The 15,785-nt window shown below is 43.2% G+C and carries 10 protein-coding genes; 7 read left to right on the top strand and 3 right to left on the bottom strand.

The annotated features are described in order from the left end of the window. Positions 1 to 383 precede the first annotated feature (383 nt). Positions 384 to 2,522, bottom strand: coding sequence for an alpha-amylase (locus ACRRSY_RS09975; protein WP_432463083.1), 2,139 nt, complete (start codon positions 2,520 to 2,522; stop codon positions 384 to 386). A 385-nt stretch (positions 2,523 to 2,907) separates the two neighbouring features. Here ACRRSY_RS09975 and leuC point away from each other — a divergent pair, with 385 nt between their 5' ends. From leuC to ACRRSY_RS09955, 4 genes are all read left to right on the top strand, one after another. After that, positions 2,908 to 4,311, top strand: a complete 1,404-nt coding sequence (gene leuC, locus ACRRSY_RS09970; RefSeq protein ID WP_432453364.1) for a 3-isopropylmalate dehydratase large subunit — start codon at positions 2,908 to 2,910, stop codon at positions 4,309 to 4,311. Positions 4,312 to 4,359: 48 nt separating this feature from the next. Next, a complete protein-coding gene (leuD, locus tag ACRRSY_RS09965) occupies positions 4,360 to 4,977 on the top strand; it encodes a 3-isopropylmalate dehydratase small subunit (RefSeq protein WP_432456187.1) in 618 nt (205 codons plus the stop codon). Positions 4,978 to 5,076: 99 nt separating this feature from the next. Then, positions 5,077 to 6,612: an alpha-isopropylmalate synthase regulatory domain-containing protein gene (locus ACRRSY_RS09960; protein ID WP_432453365.1), complete on the top strand. Its 1,536-nt coding sequence runs from the start codon at positions 5,077 to 5,079 to the stop codon at positions 6,610 to 6,612. 779 nt (positions 6,613 to 7,391) lie between these two features. Beyond that, positions 7,392 to 9,638 carry an AAA family ATPase gene (locus ACRRSY_RS09955; RefSeq protein WP_432463082.1) on the top strand — a complete coding sequence of 749 codons (2,247 nt, stop codon included), beginning with the start codon at positions 7,392 to 7,394 and terminating at the stop codon, positions 9,636 to 9,638. Positions 9,639 to 9,888: 250 nt separating this feature from the next. Here ACRRSY_RS09955 and ACRRSY_RS09950 read toward each other — a convergent pair whose 3' ends face one another. Next, the gene (locus tag ACRRSY_RS09950) at positions 9,889 to 10,788 is read right to left on the bottom strand and encodes a LysR family transcriptional regulator (RefSeq protein ID WP_432463081.1); all 900 of its coding nucleotides are present in this window, start codon (positions 10,786 to 10,788) and stop codon (positions 9,889 to 9,891) included. 107 nt (positions 10,789 to 10,895) lie between these two features. On the opposite strand from ACRRSY_RS09950, the gene accD reads away from it, so the two are divergent. Beyond that, on the top strand, positions 10,896 to 11,762 hold the full coding sequence (accD, locus tag ACRRSY_RS09945; protein WP_432463080.1) for an acetyl-CoA carboxylase, carboxyltransferase subunit beta: 867 nt from the start codon (positions 10,896 to 10,898) through the stop codon (positions 11,760 to 11,762). Positions 11,763 to 12,126: 364 nt separating this feature from the next. Here accD and ACRRSY_RS09940 read toward each other — a convergent pair whose 3' ends face one another. Then, entirely contained in the window at positions 12,127 to 13,230 is a 1,104-nt protein-coding gene (locus ACRRSY_RS09940; RefSeq protein WP_432463079.1) for a M20 family metallopeptidase, read from the bottom strand. A gap of 256 nt (positions 13,231 to 13,486) precedes the next feature. Here ACRRSY_RS09940 and ACRRSY_RS09935 point away from each other — a divergent pair, with 256 nt between their 5' ends. Further along, entirely contained in the window at positions 13,487 to 14,479 is a 993-nt protein-coding gene (locus ACRRSY_RS09935; RefSeq protein ID WP_432463078.1) for an ATP-grasp domain-containing protein, read from the top strand. Continuing rightward, positions 14,457 to 15,659 carry an ATP-grasp domain-containing protein gene (locus ACRRSY_RS09930; RefSeq protein ID WP_432463077.1) on the top strand — a complete coding sequence of 401 codons (1,203 nt, stop codon included), beginning with the start codon at positions 14,457 to 14,459 and terminating at the stop codon, positions 15,657 to 15,659. The genes ACRRSY_RS09935 and ACRRSY_RS09930 overlap by 23 nt, the downstream gene beginning before the upstream one ends. The last annotated feature ends 126 nt before the right edge of the window (positions 15,660 to 15,785 follow it).

Below are 15,785 nucleotides of genomic sequence, written 5' to 3'. Positions count from 1 at the left end.
AAACTGAAATTTGAAGATATCCAAACTTTATTGAATGATAGCCAACAATAAATACTCCTTAACTATTTATCAGGCTTTTCTACTGCCATGTAAACGCTCCAGTCTCCTTCTGAAAGAAAGACAAGCAATAGACTTCGCTAAACCCAAGCATCGTGCTTAGCAGCATCATAATTTTCGTCGGAGTAGCAAGCAGCGCATCCTCTTGCAAACGAGATTGCGACTGTGAAATGATATCTTTTTAAGAGGTAACAACCAGTCCAGCGCCAACAACAACTCGTTAGCATACGTATTTCCAGTCAAGCAATGGCTGCGCAATTAATGAGTTATTTCAAATAAAAAAGCGGCTCAATTAAGCCGCTTTTTTCAAATTTAAGTGAGAGTGACTACTGAAGCCCCGCAAACACCACTACAACCTTATCATTCCCCTTGCTGCGGCTAAATGCATAGGGTTTATCACTTATCTTATGGTGTTCTCCTGCACCAATGGCTACGTGACGCTTCCTGAATTGCCCCAGCGTTTGCCAGTGTTTCAGTAACGCTTGTCGATCCGCTTCTTTAGTAATTTGCTGCCAGTTCATAAATGAGCGCGTGGGCGCATCAAAGGCATCTGATTGACGCCCTCGTGGGCGGGCACTCTCATCTCCATAGTAAAGCTGTATACCACCGGGCATCATCATCAAGGCCGTTCCGGCCCCAGCCTGTAGCGTTAAATCTTCATAATTGGAATAGAACAACTTGGTATCATGTGAACTGATATAGGTGAGCAAGTTATAGTTAGGGTCTCGATTAATCTCTTTCGCGTAACTAGCATAGATACCTTCGTTTTGGGGAAGACATTGCGCCCCTTTCAGCGCCGCTTTACCACCGCCATATTCGAAGTTAATTAAACTATCCATGCCATTATCAAAATAAAAATCTTTATAGGCTCCATGATGCCAAACTTCACCGACCATCCAAAAGGGTTTGTCGTCTAATTTTTTATCCGGGTGTTTGGCTTTCCAATCGGCCAAAGCTTCAACTCCAGCTTGCTTGAGTTTACCCCAAACCTCGGGCTCAACATGCTTCACTGTATCCGCTCTAAAGCCATCAACTCCATAGTCACGAACCCAATTGGTATGCCATTCAATCAAGTAGTCCGACACCGTATAACCTTCGCGTTCGACGGCCTTGGTATCTTTTTTATGTTTAAGGAACGGTGGCAAACCCACCGACTTGGTCCCTTCGGTGATTAAATCCGGCAGCCCTGACAAGTTCATCGTGATATCATCCCCCCCTGGCGCCGTATAACCCGCCATACCACTGCGAACCCAATCCGGGCCCCACCATTTATCAACCCATTCACTAGAGCTCCAACGAATAAAATTAGTGTAACGATACCAATTTTGGCCCTTGCTCAAATCTGGCTGCCAATCGGTCCATTGTTTAGGCACTGGTGCATGGGGCGCTAAAGCATCAATGCCCATAGTTTGCATATCATCCAGCGTTGGGTAGCCAACATGATTCATGACGACATCAACCAGCACTCGAATACCTCGTTTATGAGCTTCATCAACGAAACGTCCAAAATCTTGTTCGCTGCCGAGGTTCGGATCTATCTTGGTAAAATCTAAGGCCCAATAACCATGGTAGCCATAAAATGGAAAACGACCGTTGTCGCCTCCACCAATAAAGCCATGAATTTGCTCAACAATGGGAGTGACCCAGATTGCGTTCATCCCAAGATCTTTGATGTAATCCAGTTTGGCAGTGATGCCGCTAAAGTCTCCACCTTGAAAAGTACCGGTTTCTTGCTTGCCGTCTGCTTTACGATGAAAAGGAAAGTCGTTACTCGTATCCCCATTATTGAAACGATCGGTCATAATGAAATAAACGCTAGCATTGTCCCAAGAAAACTCACTGGCTTTGCCATCTGCAGCTTCTAATAACAGCAGTCCCCCGCTGGCGGGGTCGGGCTGCATACTCACTTGACCATTCGTCACCGTCTGAGTTTGGCCCGAATAAAAATCTTTCACCAATTGACCGTTATTAAAAGTAGAACTTACATCAACCGTAATTGGCTGCCCGTCCCACTGAATGCAGTCAACTGCAGGGGGGCTACGTTTAAAACTTGAGGCCTTGGCCTTACGTGCCACTTGTAGCGTTGGTTTATCGCTTTGTGAGTTATCTAAAATCAGTTCATAATTTCCCGCGAAGCGAATATTCAACTCAAAATAACGGTCATTAGCGCATGCGTTCAGCGCTAGAGGCTTAGAAAAAGCAAACTTGCTACCATCTTCTGGCCCAAAACGAAGTCCACAACTTTGCCCTTGGTCTGAAACTTGAATTTTGTAAATGCCTTTTTCAAACGGTAGCGTGATCTTATAGCGACTTTTACCTGAAAACTTTAAACGTTGTGCGGCATTCACACCACTGTCAGCGTAATTCAAGTAAAGGGGACTTTTAATCATTGCCGCTGATACGTTCGCCGAACCTGCGGACATGACTAAGGCAGCGCTGATTAGACCTAATTTAAAACCTTTCATCCAAACTCCTTGGCGTTTTAGCACTAAAAACAAGCTGCAAAGGCCTATTTTCCGTCAATAACAGTGATGAAAACAAAAGCTAGTTAAGTTTTCACTAACAAAGCACGATTATTTGCTAATTTTATGACTGACAGCGCTTTCATTTGGCAAAACAGCAAGTTCGCGAATAATCACGCATTGATTCGGTGCAGCCCCTTGCTGCACCTAGCATGTTGTTTTATGATGAACAGTCTTAATTATGCTGATTTGGTCGTCTAATTTACCTAATGAGCATAATTTACAGACAGAAAAAATAGACAGTTTAAGTTTACTAGTAGTCGCTTAAAGCTTGACAAAGAATAAAAACAGCGCGAGTGAGAGCAACAGACAGGGTGTAAAGGAAGCAATGAAAAAAACAATGTACGAAAAGATCTGGGACGCGCATGTAGTCCACGAACCTAAAGGTAGCGCATCTATCCTTTTTGTTGATCGTCACCTCATGCACGAAGTAACAAGCCCGCAAGCCTTCGAAGGTTTACGCATCGCGAATCGCCCAGTTCGTAATCCCCACAGCATTCTGGCAACAATGGATCACTGTGTTCCAACCAAAGCAGCCGACCGAGCAACGCTCCCTGATCCGATTGGCAAGAAACAAATTCAAGTGATGGCGCAAAACTGTGCCGATAACAGCATTAATCTGTACGACATGAACAATGCTAACAACGGTGTAATTCATATCGTTGTACCAGAGCACGGATTTGTTCATCCCGGCATGGTGGTTTGTTGTGGTGATAGTCACACCGCAACTCACGGAGCCTTTGGCGCCCTCGCCTTCGGTATTGGTACTTCTGAAGTTGAACACATTATGGCAACTCAGACCATCCAACAAGGCAAATCAAAAACTATGCTGGTGAAAGTGGATGGTGAGTTACCCGAGTTTGTCACCGCCAAAGACATTGTGTTGGCCATTATCGGTAAAATTGGTACTGCCGGAGGCACCGGTTACGTCATCGAATTTGCAGGCTCTGCAATTGAAGCTCTTTCGATGGAAGGCCGCATGACCGTTTGTAATATGGCCATTGAAGGTGGAGCACGAGCGGGTTTGATTGCACCAGACCAAAAAACCTTTGATTTCCTCAAGGGCAAAGAGTTCGCTCCTAAAGCTGAATACTGGGATCAAGCAGTTGCCTATTGGCAGTCATTGACCACCGACGAAGGTGCCGAGTACGACGCTGTAGTAGAATTAAACGCAGCAGAAATTGCGCCACAAGTGACTTGGGGTACTTCACCAGAGCAAGTACTACCAGTGGATCAACCAATTCCAGATCCGACTCAAATCGAAGATTCAATTAAATCTTTAGCGGCTAAAAGTGCGCTTAGCTACATGGGTTTAGAAGCCGGTAAGAAAATGACCGACTTTCCGGTAGATGTTGTATTTGTGGGTTCATGCACCAATGGCCGTATCGAAGACTTCCGTGCCATTGCCGCTGTATCTAAAGGTAAAAAAGTAGCATCAGGTGTGCAAGCGATTGCGGTACCAGGTTCTTACCCTGTGAAAGAACAAGCTGAAAAAGAAGGCATTGATAAAGTGCTTATCGAAGCTGGCTGGGAATGGCGTGAGCCAGGCTGCTCAATGTGTCTCGCGATGAATGGTGATTATCTTCAACCTGAACAGCGTTGCGCATCAACTTCAAACCGAAACTTCGAAGGACGACAAGGTAAAGGGGGTAGAACCCACCTTGTATCACCCGCAATGGCAGCAGCAGCGGCCATTGAAGGTAAGTTCGTCGATTTACGTACTTGGAAATAATGTAAACACGTTGATTAATCAATGTGAGTGAAATTTTTGGAGTTTATGATGCAAGCATATAAAAAACACAGCTCAGTTGCTGCGGTAATGAATCGTAGCAACGTAGATACAGACCAAATCATTGCCAAGCAATTTTTGAAAAAAGTGGAGCGTACCGGTTTTGGCGTTCACCTTTTCCACGATTGGCGCTACCTAGAAGATGGCTCTGACAACCCAGAGTTTGAATTAAACCGACCCGAGTTTAAAGGTTCAAAAATCCTAATCGCCGGGGATAACTTTGGTTGTGGTAGCTCACGTGAGCACGCACCTTGGTCAATTGCCGATTACGGTTTTAATACTATTATTTCAACTAGCTACGCTGACATTTTCTTTAGCAACTGCTTTAAAAATGGCATATTGCCTATCATCGTTGATGCTGAAACATTACAAGCATTAATGGATGAAGTCGAAGCGGCCCCTGGGATTTCAATTACCATTGATTTAGAGAATCAAGTCATTCAAACCCCTGCCGGTAAAGAAATAGCATTTGATGTGGACCCATTCCGTAAAGAGACTTTATCTAAAGGTCTAGACGACATTGGCTGGACTTTAAAATTCGAAGACAAGATCTCTGAATTTGAAGCCAAACACAAACAACAACTTCCTTGGTTATGGCCTAACGCCTAATCAACGATGTACCGTTTTGTACATCAATAGTTATCTAGCAGGCGCAGCTCAGGTTGCGCCTACTTCTTTAAGCTAATTCTTTACTGAGAGATCGGCTTTATGGAGCAAAACCGCTCAATTCAACTCATGGATACCACGCTACGCGATGGCGAGCAAACTCAAGGTGTATCTTATTTTCCACAAGAAAAAGTCAGTATTGGCAAAGCCTTACTCCAATCACTAAAAGTTGACCGCATCGAAGTCGCTTCGGCACGTGTCTCAGAAGGCGAAAAGGCAGCGGTACAACAACTCACCGCTTGGGCAAAAACCACCGGCTATTTACAGCAAATCGAAATTCTGGGCTTTGTTGACCACACTAAGAGTGTCGACTGGATCGTAGACTCAGGTGCAAAAATCATCAACTTGCTTACCAAAGGCAGCTTAAACCACTGTACCAATCAGTTAGGTAAAAGCCTTGAACAACATATCATCGATATCAAACAAACCGTAGACTACGCCAAAAGCCAAGGTTTATCGGTCAATGTTTACTTAGAGGATTGGTCAAATGGCTACGCCGATAGCCCCGACTATGTTTTTCAATTGGTAGAAGCGCTCAGCAACCTCGACATTGAGCACTTCATGCTGCCAGACACCTTAGGTGTGATGGCACCCAAAGAAGTGTATATCAGTATCTCAGAGATGATTACTCGCTTCCCACAAATCAAATTTAATTTTCACCCCCACAATGACTATGGCTTAGCAACAGCCAATAGTATGGCCGCCGCCGAGGCGGGGGTTGCAGCCCTGCACTGCACCATGAATTGTTTGGGCGAACGCGCCGGTAATGCTTCGCTGGCCGAAGTCTCGGTGGTCCTTAAAGATAAACTCGGCTTTCAACTTAATATTGATGAGAAAGAGATCCACAATATTGCTAAATTAGTTGAGAGCTTTTCCGGTAAACGTTTAGCTGCCAATACGCCTATTGTAGGAGCCGATGTGTTTACCCAAACCGCTGGGATCCATGCCGATGGCGATCATAAAGGGGGCTTATATATTACCGAATTAAGCCCCGAACGTTTTGGCCGCGAGCGAAAATATGCGCTGGGCAAGATGGCCGGCAAAGCTTCTATCGTGAAGAATTTAGAAGCGATGGAGATCGAGCTGTCTCCCGAAAATCAAAAGAAACTACTCCAAAAGATTGTTCAACTTGGTGACCAGAAGGCGACCATTACGCCCGACGACCTACCCTTTATTATTGCAGACATCATGGAGAGTAACGATTTTGCTCACATTGAGTTGCTTAACTGTTCAATTACCAGTGGTTTAGATCTCGAGTCTTCGGCCAACATCCGTCTGCGAATTGGAGATGAGATCTATAAAAGCTCTGGCCATGGTAATGGTGGCTTTGATGCCTTTATGAAGGCCTTAACTTATCCTTTATCAGAAGCTAAGTTGAGCATGCCTGAGCTGCTTGATTATGAAGTACGCATCCCACCGGGCGGTCAAGCCAACGCTTTAACCGAATGTGTGATTCAATGGCGCGATGAAAACAAACAGTTCCATACGCGCGGAATCAACTCAAACCAGGTATTTGCGGGTATTCAAGCAACCTTGCGAATGCTGAACGTACGTTTACACCAACGTCAGTCAAACTAAATCAACGGCAAGCATCGCTTGCCGTTATCGTTTAATCACAAAGGCTCTTATTGTCGGCAAACAATAAAGCTTGCGCGATAGATTAAATCTTGACCGTTTGTTAGCCATTTCCGTACCCATGGGCTAACTCATCGCTGCCCCGCTCTGGGTTAGCAACGGGGCAAAAGCTTTCGCCTACGGCGACGTCATTAAGCTTCAACGAGCAAAGCTTAGCTAAGCAAAAAGAAAACTCGCCCTGCATCTTCTTAAACCCTGCGTCGCTCATTCTCAAGGGCCTTGAAGTAAACACTACGCTCAAACAGACTTCAACTTTGCTCCCTTGTCAAAGGCGCTACTCGGCGAAGATGATGGGATTTAAAAGCGTAATCTTGGCTATCGAGAGTGTGAAATATTTTGGTTTTTAGAGTGGGTATCTAGTTTATTGCTCGCAATTAAACTTATCTCGTTAAATTGCTTAGTTTTTTGAGCTTTAGCCTAGGTAAGTGTCGCGAAAAGGTGTTATTGTTGGTTTTGTTTTTAGGATGGGTGTCTAGTTTATTTTGCCGTTCTGTACCCATGGGCTAACTCATAGCAGCCCCTTTTCGAGTTACCTGTTTGAGCTGGTTCTGGTTCTGGTTCTGGTTCTGGTTCTGGTTCTGCACATTAAGAGTTGACCAAGTTTTTGTTATGCAACAAAGTGACTACTGTAATGGTGGCCACTCAAAACAAACTGAAACTAGAGATTATTTATTGCCAAAATTAATCTCTGGTGACGTCAAATTATCTAACAAGGATGTCGAATGATTAATTCTCTAGAAATTGCTAACGCAGCAACATATGGAATAGTCCCTCAACAGGTATCACCACTTGAAAAGTTTAATTTCTTCTTTGGTGCAAATGGTGCTGGTAAAACGACAATTTCTAGATTGATTGAGGATTCAACAAGGTACGCAAACTGTGCAGTTAAGTGGTCTGGTTCGCCCATAGAAAGATTTGTTTATAATCGAGATTTTGTAGAGAAAAATTTCAATCCTCAAAAGGACCTGCCCGGTGTCTTTACCTTAGGGGAAGCTGATCAAGCAGTTATAGATAGTATTGCACAAGGAAAATGTGAATTAGACAAGATAGTTGAAGAAATTGAATCCAAGGAATTAGTTTTAAATGGTGACAACAGCAACAAAGGAAAAACAAGAGAGCTTGAAGTTATTGATAATAATTTCACAGATAAATGTTGGTTAGTAAAAGATAAATTAGACGATTTATTTAAAGACGCTTTTCAAGGTGTACGTAACAGTAAATCCAAGTTTAAAGATCGAATTATTAGTGAAAATGCTAGTAATACTGCTGATTTAAAAACAAAAGAATATTTAATTGAAAAAGCAAAGACATTGTTTGGTGATAGTCCAGAATCAAAACCATTAATCCAACTTACTCTTGACTCGTCAAAACTAAAGGAATTAGAACAACATCAGATTTTACGACAGAGAATTATTGGTAAAAGTGATGTTGATATAGCAGATTTAATTAACAAGCTCAATAACAGTGATTGGGTTAGACATGGTATGAACTACTTACCTCAATCAGAAGGTGAGTGCCCCTTTTGCCAACAAACACTACTGAGTGGCTTTGAAGATCAGTTAGCCAATTATTTCGACGAAACATTTACTCAAAATATTGAAACTCTACAGGCTGTAGTGGCGACATATTCTAGCTCATCACAACAATTGATTTCACATCTCGAAAGTCTTGTAGCTAATAGCCATGCAGATATTGACAGCAACTTATTAAAAGCCAAGTTTGACACATTGAAGGCGATAACCAGTGAGAATATGCAGTTGCTTGGTAATAAAATATCAGAGCCTGCTTCTACTGTTACATTAAAAGCTACTCATCAAATAATCGATGAAATTAAATCGATAGTTGAAAACGCCAACAACTCAATTAATCAGCATAATTTAATTGTATCTAACTTTAAAAGTGAAAAAGAATTGTTAGTCAATCAGGTTTGGAAGTTTGTGTTGGAGAAGGAACTGAAAGCAGAACTTCAACAATACACAAAAGATTCCTCAAGTTTGCAAAAAGCTATTCAGGGATTAACTGTCGGTATAAGCACTAAAAAGGCAGATAAGATAGCTAAGGATGCTGAAATAAAGGCGCTAGAAAAGGACACTACTTCAATTCAGCCAACTATCGATGCGATTGACAGCTTATTAAAGTCATTTGGATTTACTAGTTTTACTATTGGCAAATCTACGAAAGACCGTTGCTACTCTATTGTTAGAGGTGATGGCTCTTGTGCAAAAGAGACATTAAGTGAAGGAGAGAAAACCTTTATATCTTTTTTATACTTTTACCATTTACTTAAAGGTAGCTTCAGCGAAATTGGCATAACAACTGACAGGGTTGTAGTTATCGATGATCCTGTGTCTAGTTTAGATAGCGATATTTTATTTATAGTAAGTACTTTAATAAAAGGATTAATGTCCGATACTAGAAATGATTCCAGCTTAATGAAGCAGTTATTCATCTTGACTCATAACACTTATTTTTTTAAGGAGGTTACATTTAATAAAAGGCGGTCAGGGCAAGATAAACTGAGTGATGAAACCTTTTGGATAGTGAGGAAAGTTGATGGCACTTCAAAAATTGTTGGGCATAATTCAAATCCAATAAAATCATCGTATGAATTACTCTGGCAGGAGATAAAAGCGCCAGAACCTTGTTCGCTAACTATTCAAAATACAATGAGAAAGATATTAGAGAACTATTTCACGTTCTTAGGGAATATCAAAAAAGATGACATGATTGACCTTTTCGAAGGAGAAGAAAGGTTGATTTGCCAGTCACTGTTTTCGTGGGTTAACGATGGCTCTCACCATGCTATTGACGATTTGTACGTAACTCAAGACATTGGGGTTATTGATACCTACAGAAAAGTTTTCAAGAAGATTTTTGAAGAGTCTGAGCATGGCGCTCATTATAAGATGATGATGGGGATTAACGGTGAGCCACATGAATCGTCAAAAGAGCAAGGAGTGGCTGCATAATGAAATTTTCTAATGCTTAGTTTCGAGCTGAATTTCAAGAAAAGCTTGGATTGTTGTGGCCGATAATAATTGGCCACAGGTTTAGAGCCACTCCATACTTTTTCGAATCTGAAACCAGTCATTTTTGTGCCGATTCGAAACTCAAAAATATCCAGAAGCGTGTTATTGCGAAACAGTCGCAACACGTTTTGCCCCATACTAAGGATTGTCAGCGTGCTCTAACCCTAGCCTTTAGGATGGTACTTTAGGTTCAATTGACTATATTTGCGTGGTATTTGAGATGCTCAATGAACATCGGAATTTTTTTAGCCAAGTGCTTTCGAGAAGAATAAAAAGCATACAGCACTAAATTATCAGGCTGATACTCCATCTCAACCACCTCCAAAGCGCCCGAGCATATCTCAGTCTGGCAAAATTCGATAGGTAGGATCGCAAAACCTAAACCAGATATTGCCCCAGTTTTGGCAAGGTGCCCGCTGTTCACTTTAAAGGAAGACTGTACCTTTTGAGTGATAAGCTCACCTTTAGCGTTTTTGAATATCCACGGAGTTCCATTTATCGCGGTAAAGCTACTGATACACGGAACATGTTTCAAATCGGTAATCTGAAAAGGCCTAGGAAAGCTTTGTAAGATTTTGGGGGATGCCACTACAGCACTTGGCCAGCATTGAATCTCCTTCGCTACCCAATTATTGTCTTCTAGCTTCCCACGACGAAAACTTAGAACGATGTCAAATCCATCAAGTAAATCTTCTTTCGGACTGATGCTGGTATCACAACATAATGAAATCGAGGGATACTGAGTACAAAAAGAAACCAATGCTTGGGCTAAAGCAGGCGAATCAGGCATTAAAACTTTCAGCTGACCCATAACCTGATGAGAGTGCTGAGTAACTTCCTCAAGAGCATCATTAAGCTTGTCCAGCAATGGCTGTGTGCGTAAATAAAGATGTTCTCCTGCATCTGTTGGAGCGATTCTGCGGGTCGTTCGGTCAAATAGTCGTGTATCCAGTCGATCTTCCAGCAAAGCGATATGGCGACTAACATTTGATGTCGGCAAACCTAGAAATTCTGCAGCTCGTTTAAAGCTATTGTTCTCATAGACACAGTGAAAGCTTTTTAACCACTGCTGTTCAATCTTGTCTAGCATCTCATTTGTCCCATAAAGTGGGATTATTAAACCAGTAATTGCCACTTTATTACCAAATACAGGCTAATACAATACCCTTCACTAAAGGTATCTGAATAAGGTTTCCCATGAGTTGGCTAGAAAAGCTACTAGAGAAGAAGAACATCATCCGTACACGTAAAGCGTCGATTCCTGAGGGAGTATGGACGAAATGCCCTTCTTGTGATCAGATCTTATACCGTATAGCTCTTGAAAAGAATCTGGCGGTGTGTCCAAAATGTGAACACCACATGCGGATGGCTGCACGCCAACGAATAGAAAGTTTTCTGGATAAAGGGGAACGAACTGAAATTGGCAGTGAACATGAACCGAAAGATTTGCTAAATTTTAAGGATCTGAAGCGATATAAGGAACGCCTTGCTCTAGCTCAGAAAAGCACCGGAGAAAAAGATGCGCTCGTGGTGATGAAAGGAAAACTAATGGGGATACCTGTTGTGACCTGCGCATTCGAGTTCTCATTTATGGCAGGCTCGATGGGGTCAGTTGTAGGGGCTCGTTTCGTTCAGGCAGTTGACGCTGCCATTGATGCAAATTGTGGGTTCGTATGCTTTTCTGCTTGTGGCGGTGCTCGAATGCAAGAGTCGCTAATGGCTCTGATGCAAATGGCCAAAACCAGCGCTGCCTTGAATCAATTATCAATGGCTAAACTCCCCTACATATCGGTACTAACAGATCAAACTTTTGGTGGTGTCTCAGCTAGCTTAGCTATGTTGGGTGACATTAACATTGGCGAGCCTAAAGCAAGGATCGGATTCGCGGGGCGTCGTGTTATCGAGCAAACCGTTCGAGAAAAATTACCCGAGAGTTTTCAGCAGAGTGAGTTCCTCTTAGAGCATGGTGCTCTAGATATGATTGTGGATAGACGTGAGATGCGCAAACGAGTTGGTGGACTCATCGCTAAAATGACAAATACAACGATTCAGCAGCATGTATAGCTTGTCAATGCGGTAACAAAACAGATTGAGTTCACTGAATTAAAACCTCTCAAATCCTCGTGTCCCCCATCAGTGTCCAAATTATTATGCCACTCCCTGGTAAACTGGCGTCAAATACCCAAGTACTAAAAAACATGAATACAGAACTCAAAACCACCCACAAAAAGCGAGGGCTGAACTCGCTTCCAGCCCCCATGCTAAGCGCGTCACCGTCAACGATTCCATACTAACGCTAATTCCAAACACCGTTGCATAAGTGGCCGCTCAAACTCGTTTTGGCCAATCGTAATTTTTACAACAATAGCCCCGTCACTGATCTATTTTTAGCATTTACAATGCTAAAAACACTGTTATCTTCCGACACCTATAGCGAAGCATTCGCATTAAAAGCTAACAAGATTTTAGTGACCTCGTCGATCCGTCGCACAAAACTCTGTTTACTGGCGCGTTCATGAACCGTGTGGTCACCATCACCATACGGCCCAAAACCATCCAGAGTCGCCACCCCGGCTGACGACACGATGTTAGCGTCACTCACCCCCCCTCGCTTCTCGGTTTTTAATGGATAATCTAAAATTTCGGCTATCGTTGACAGTAATTCAGCTTGCTCAGCGGAGGCCTGCATCACATCGCGTTGGATCCCCCCTTCCAGCGAAGCGATTACACCGGCAACCTTTGGCTCGGCGACAATGCGTTCAAGTCCGGCAAGTAAACGGTTTCGTTCCTTGATTTGGGTATAGCGCAGCTCAACAACAATTGAAGCTTTCGGTGAAATCGTATTGGCACCTATCCCTCCCGAAATTTTTCCAACATTTACGGTGCTACCAGCAGCCAGATCCGTTAAATCGGTCAAGGCAATCAGCATCTGTGCCGCCGCCAAATTAGCATTGCAACCATCGGCGTAATGATTCCCCGCATGAGCAGCCTTGCCTTCAAAGTGAATGGTAAACGTGCCGACACCTTTACGCTCAGTCACCACTTCATGCTCGGCCCCGGCAGCTTCAAATACCAAGCAAATGTCATAATTTTTAGCCAATTCCGCACTCAGGTATTTGCTGTCATCACTGCCGCTTTCTTCATCACTAACCAACAACATATCGATATTAGCCAGTCCGCCGTGAGCCAAGCGCACAGCCTTAAGCGATTCTAAAGCAACAATATTACCGCCTTTCATATCACATACGCCGGGCCCATACACCCAGTCGGAGTCTTCACGAAACCCTTCAAAGCTATTGGGAGGAAATACGGTATCAAGATGGCCTAATAGCAATACCCGTGGTAATGCCGAGTTATATCGACTGGTAAATAGCAAATGATCCCCAATATGCTCTCGCCGAAAAACTTCGGTGATATAGCCGAGTTGCTCCATCCAAGCGCGAAACACTGCACCATTTTGGTCAACCCCCGCTTTATTTTTTGTATAAGAGTTTAAATCGATAATACTTTTCAATTGGGCAAAGTTCAGCATCTCGCTTAGTTCCTCATTATTTTTAAAGCCTTAAAAATCGCTATATTCCCTTAAGGAGCGGCCCTTATAGGTCGCTAACGCTCGCAAACCTTAAGCGCCCCTAAGCCCCCATATCATTCGAAGCCATTTGTCTACTGCAAAAAGTGAACCATTGAAATGGTAACGACATCTAATGGCATTAATATTGCTGATTTAGACCATAGGTTTAATGGAAATAAACCTTGAACGTGATGAATTCTGGTCTTAAGGGGCTTTTATGGGTAAGAATCTAGTAGATAAAAATGGCCCTACCATAGGGATGTGGATGTATCAAAACAGTGGTGGGGACACCATCCAGAACAACATTATCAAGCAATTAGCACAGCGTGGGATTAACGTAATTACCGGCTTAGATTTAGCACAAGCCTCAGCGCAAAATGGCGAGATTATCTGTAATGGTATTGCCATGGAGCAACTCGATTTATTCTTCTCTTATAATGCAGGCCAACAAACACCTTTCCAAATGTATTTATATCAAGCGATCAATAAATTGGTGCCAACTATCAATAATTTTGAAGCCTTTTCTCTGTCCGAAGATAAATTTTTAACCGCTTACGCGCTCAATCAAGCCGGCATACGCAGTGCCGATTATCGCTTATTTAATCGTGAAGATTTTTCAGGGCTACGCGACACGGTTCGTGAATGGAATGGCCGAGTTGTATACAAACCAACCGATGGCTGGGGCGGAACAGGGATCGTGAAGATCGAAGACGAGCGTTCTTTAGATGTGCTGGTACCGTTTTTAAATCGACTCGATGTCCCGCACTTTTACTTAGAAAAATACATCAATTACGATAAAACTGATTATCGTGTCGACGTTGTCGACGGTAAGTACATCGGTTGTTACGGCCGCAAAGCGCCCACCGATAGCTGGAAGACCAACATCACCAGTGGTGGCAGCGTGATTACCCGCCATCCCTCAGATGAAGTGATTGAACTCGCCATACAGGCAGCTAAGGTTACCGGCTTAGAGATTGCTGGCGTCGACCTACTTTATGACTTAGATACCGAAGAATATGTAGTGTTGGAAGTCAACGGCATTCCTGCCTTTGCCACACCGGAACAAGAAAAACTGGGGATCGATTTTAACTCGAGAAAAATCGATGCCATTGTTGAATTAGTAGAGCGCACTATATTTACCAACACCCAACCTCTCCCCTTAGTTGACCGAATAGAAGACAGCATATATGAGCAACAGCAGACTGCCTAAACTAGGCCTACTTTATCTAGACCACGTCTTAAGATTTTTCGACAAATCTAATTTTAAAGGCTGGCCAAATACAATTGAAACCGTGGTTTACCATTGGGGACACGATAAAAATCGCTTTATCGAAGAAGTGAAGCAAAAAAAAATCGAAGTACTCATTGGTAATATTCCCGCAACGGCCTACGAAACTTTTCGACAAATTGCACGCGAATTGCCAGAGGTTCGATTTATTCCCTCACTAGATACTCAATTCAGCAATAAATCGAAAGAAAATGTCACTCATTTTTGTGAAAAATACCAAATCCCCATTCCGCCCACCGATATTTTTTATGAATATGCCGAAGCCGAAGCATTCTTAAAGACCACTACTTACCCCAAGATCATCAAAAAATCTTACGGGCCATCAAACTACGGTGGTTACTTTGTCCATAAAGTAGACAACTTTCAAGAAGCCAAAGCCTTACTCGCCGAAAAAAAATACTATCCGGTTTACCTGCAAAACTTTGTCCCCATGAGCGCCGATATACGGGTGATGCTGATTGGCCATAAACCGGTATGCGCTTTTTGGCGCCGTCCTCCCGAAGGCGATTGGCTAACCAATACCAGCCAAGGCGGCAGCATGGATTATCAGGATGTCCCCAAAGAGGTGTTAGATTTGGCAGTTCAAGTCTCCAAAGCCGCCAAGGCCGAGTATTGGGCCTGTGACATCGCTGTTGGTATCGATGGTAAATTGCGCATTCTAGAATGCGCCACCGCCTTTGCCGCCTTCCCCTATATTCGAGACTGGATAGGCCAATACCTGATGTGGCACTTATCCGACGGGCAATTTAAATTGCCTAATATTCCACTATACAACTGGGAAGAGCTAGGCAAAATGAGCGCTTCGATCCTGCGAACGATGCGGTATATCACCTTTGGCCGAAAGTACTTTCCCAGCTGTGACAGTGGTGAAACCTTTACCGCACTTAGCGAGGATAATTACCCCATTGTTTCAACAAATCCGATCCCCGGTGCAGAAGAGTGGCCAAGTGAAGTTTGGAATCGTCAGGATAACTACCCGCGAAATCAATCATCCACAAGTCCCCGGCAAGCGACCATGCAAAGTGCTGGTACGCAAAGCCAAGGCGATATTCCCTCTTCAGAAGAAGCAGACGAATCAAGCCCGCAACAACAACCAGACTAAATGATTGACGAACCATCCCCCTTATTCTGTAAACTAAGGGGGAACGGAGCTTGCTTCGTATGATGATTGAACACCACAACAGTAACTAAAGTACACTCTCAAGGAAGAAATGCAGGCTTTGCAAAA

Origin of the sequence: Agarivorans sp. QJM3NY_33, assembly GCF_050870865.2 — a bacterium.
Taxonomy (GTDB): Bacteria; Pseudomonadota; Gammaproteobacteria; order Enterobacterales; family Celerinatantimonadaceae; genus Agarivorans.
The sequence above is the reverse complement of the archived record's forward strand: the minus strand, read 5'-3'. Positions and strand labels throughout refer to the sequence as shown.

Bases quoted from the DNA above. Each gene is read 5' to 3' on its own strand.
- ACRRSY_RS09975 (WP_432463083.1), bottom strand. From the start codon at position 2,522: ATGAAAGGTTTTAAATTAGGTCTAATCAGCGCTGCCTTAGTCATGTCC.
- leuC (WP_432453364.1), top strand. From the start codon at position 2,908: ATGAAAAAAACAATGTACGAAAAGATCTGGGACGCGCATGTAGTCCAC.
- leuD (WP_432456187.1), top strand. From the start codon at position 4,360: ATGCAAGCATATAAAAAACACAGCTCAGTTGCTGCGGTAATGAATCGT.
- ACRRSY_RS09960 (WP_432453365.1), top strand. From the start codon at position 5,077: ATGGAGCAAAACCGCTCAATTCAACTCATGGATACCACGCTACGCGAT.
- ACRRSY_RS09955 (WP_432463082.1), top strand. From the start codon at position 7,392: ATGATTAATTCTCTAGAAATTGCTAACGCAGCAACATATGGAATAGTC.
- ACRRSY_RS09950 (WP_432463081.1), bottom strand. From the start codon at position 10,788: ATGCTAGACAAGATTGAACAGCAGTGGTTAAAAAGCTTTCACTGTGTC.
- accD (WP_432463080.1), top strand. From the start codon at position 10,896: ATGAGTTGGCTAGAAAAGCTACTAGAGAAGAAGAACATCATCCGTACA.
- ACRRSY_RS09940 (WP_432463079.1), bottom strand. From the start codon at position 13,230: ATGCTGAACTTTGCCCAATTGAAAAGTATTATCGATTTAAACTCTTAT.
- ACRRSY_RS09935 (WP_432463078.1), top strand. From the start codon at position 13,487: ATGGGTAAGAATCTAGTAGATAAAAATGGCCCTACCATAGGGATGTGG.
- ACRRSY_RS09930 (WP_432463077.1), top strand. From the start codon at position 14,457: ATGAGCAACAGCAGACTGCCTAAACTAGGCCTACTTTATCTAGACCAC.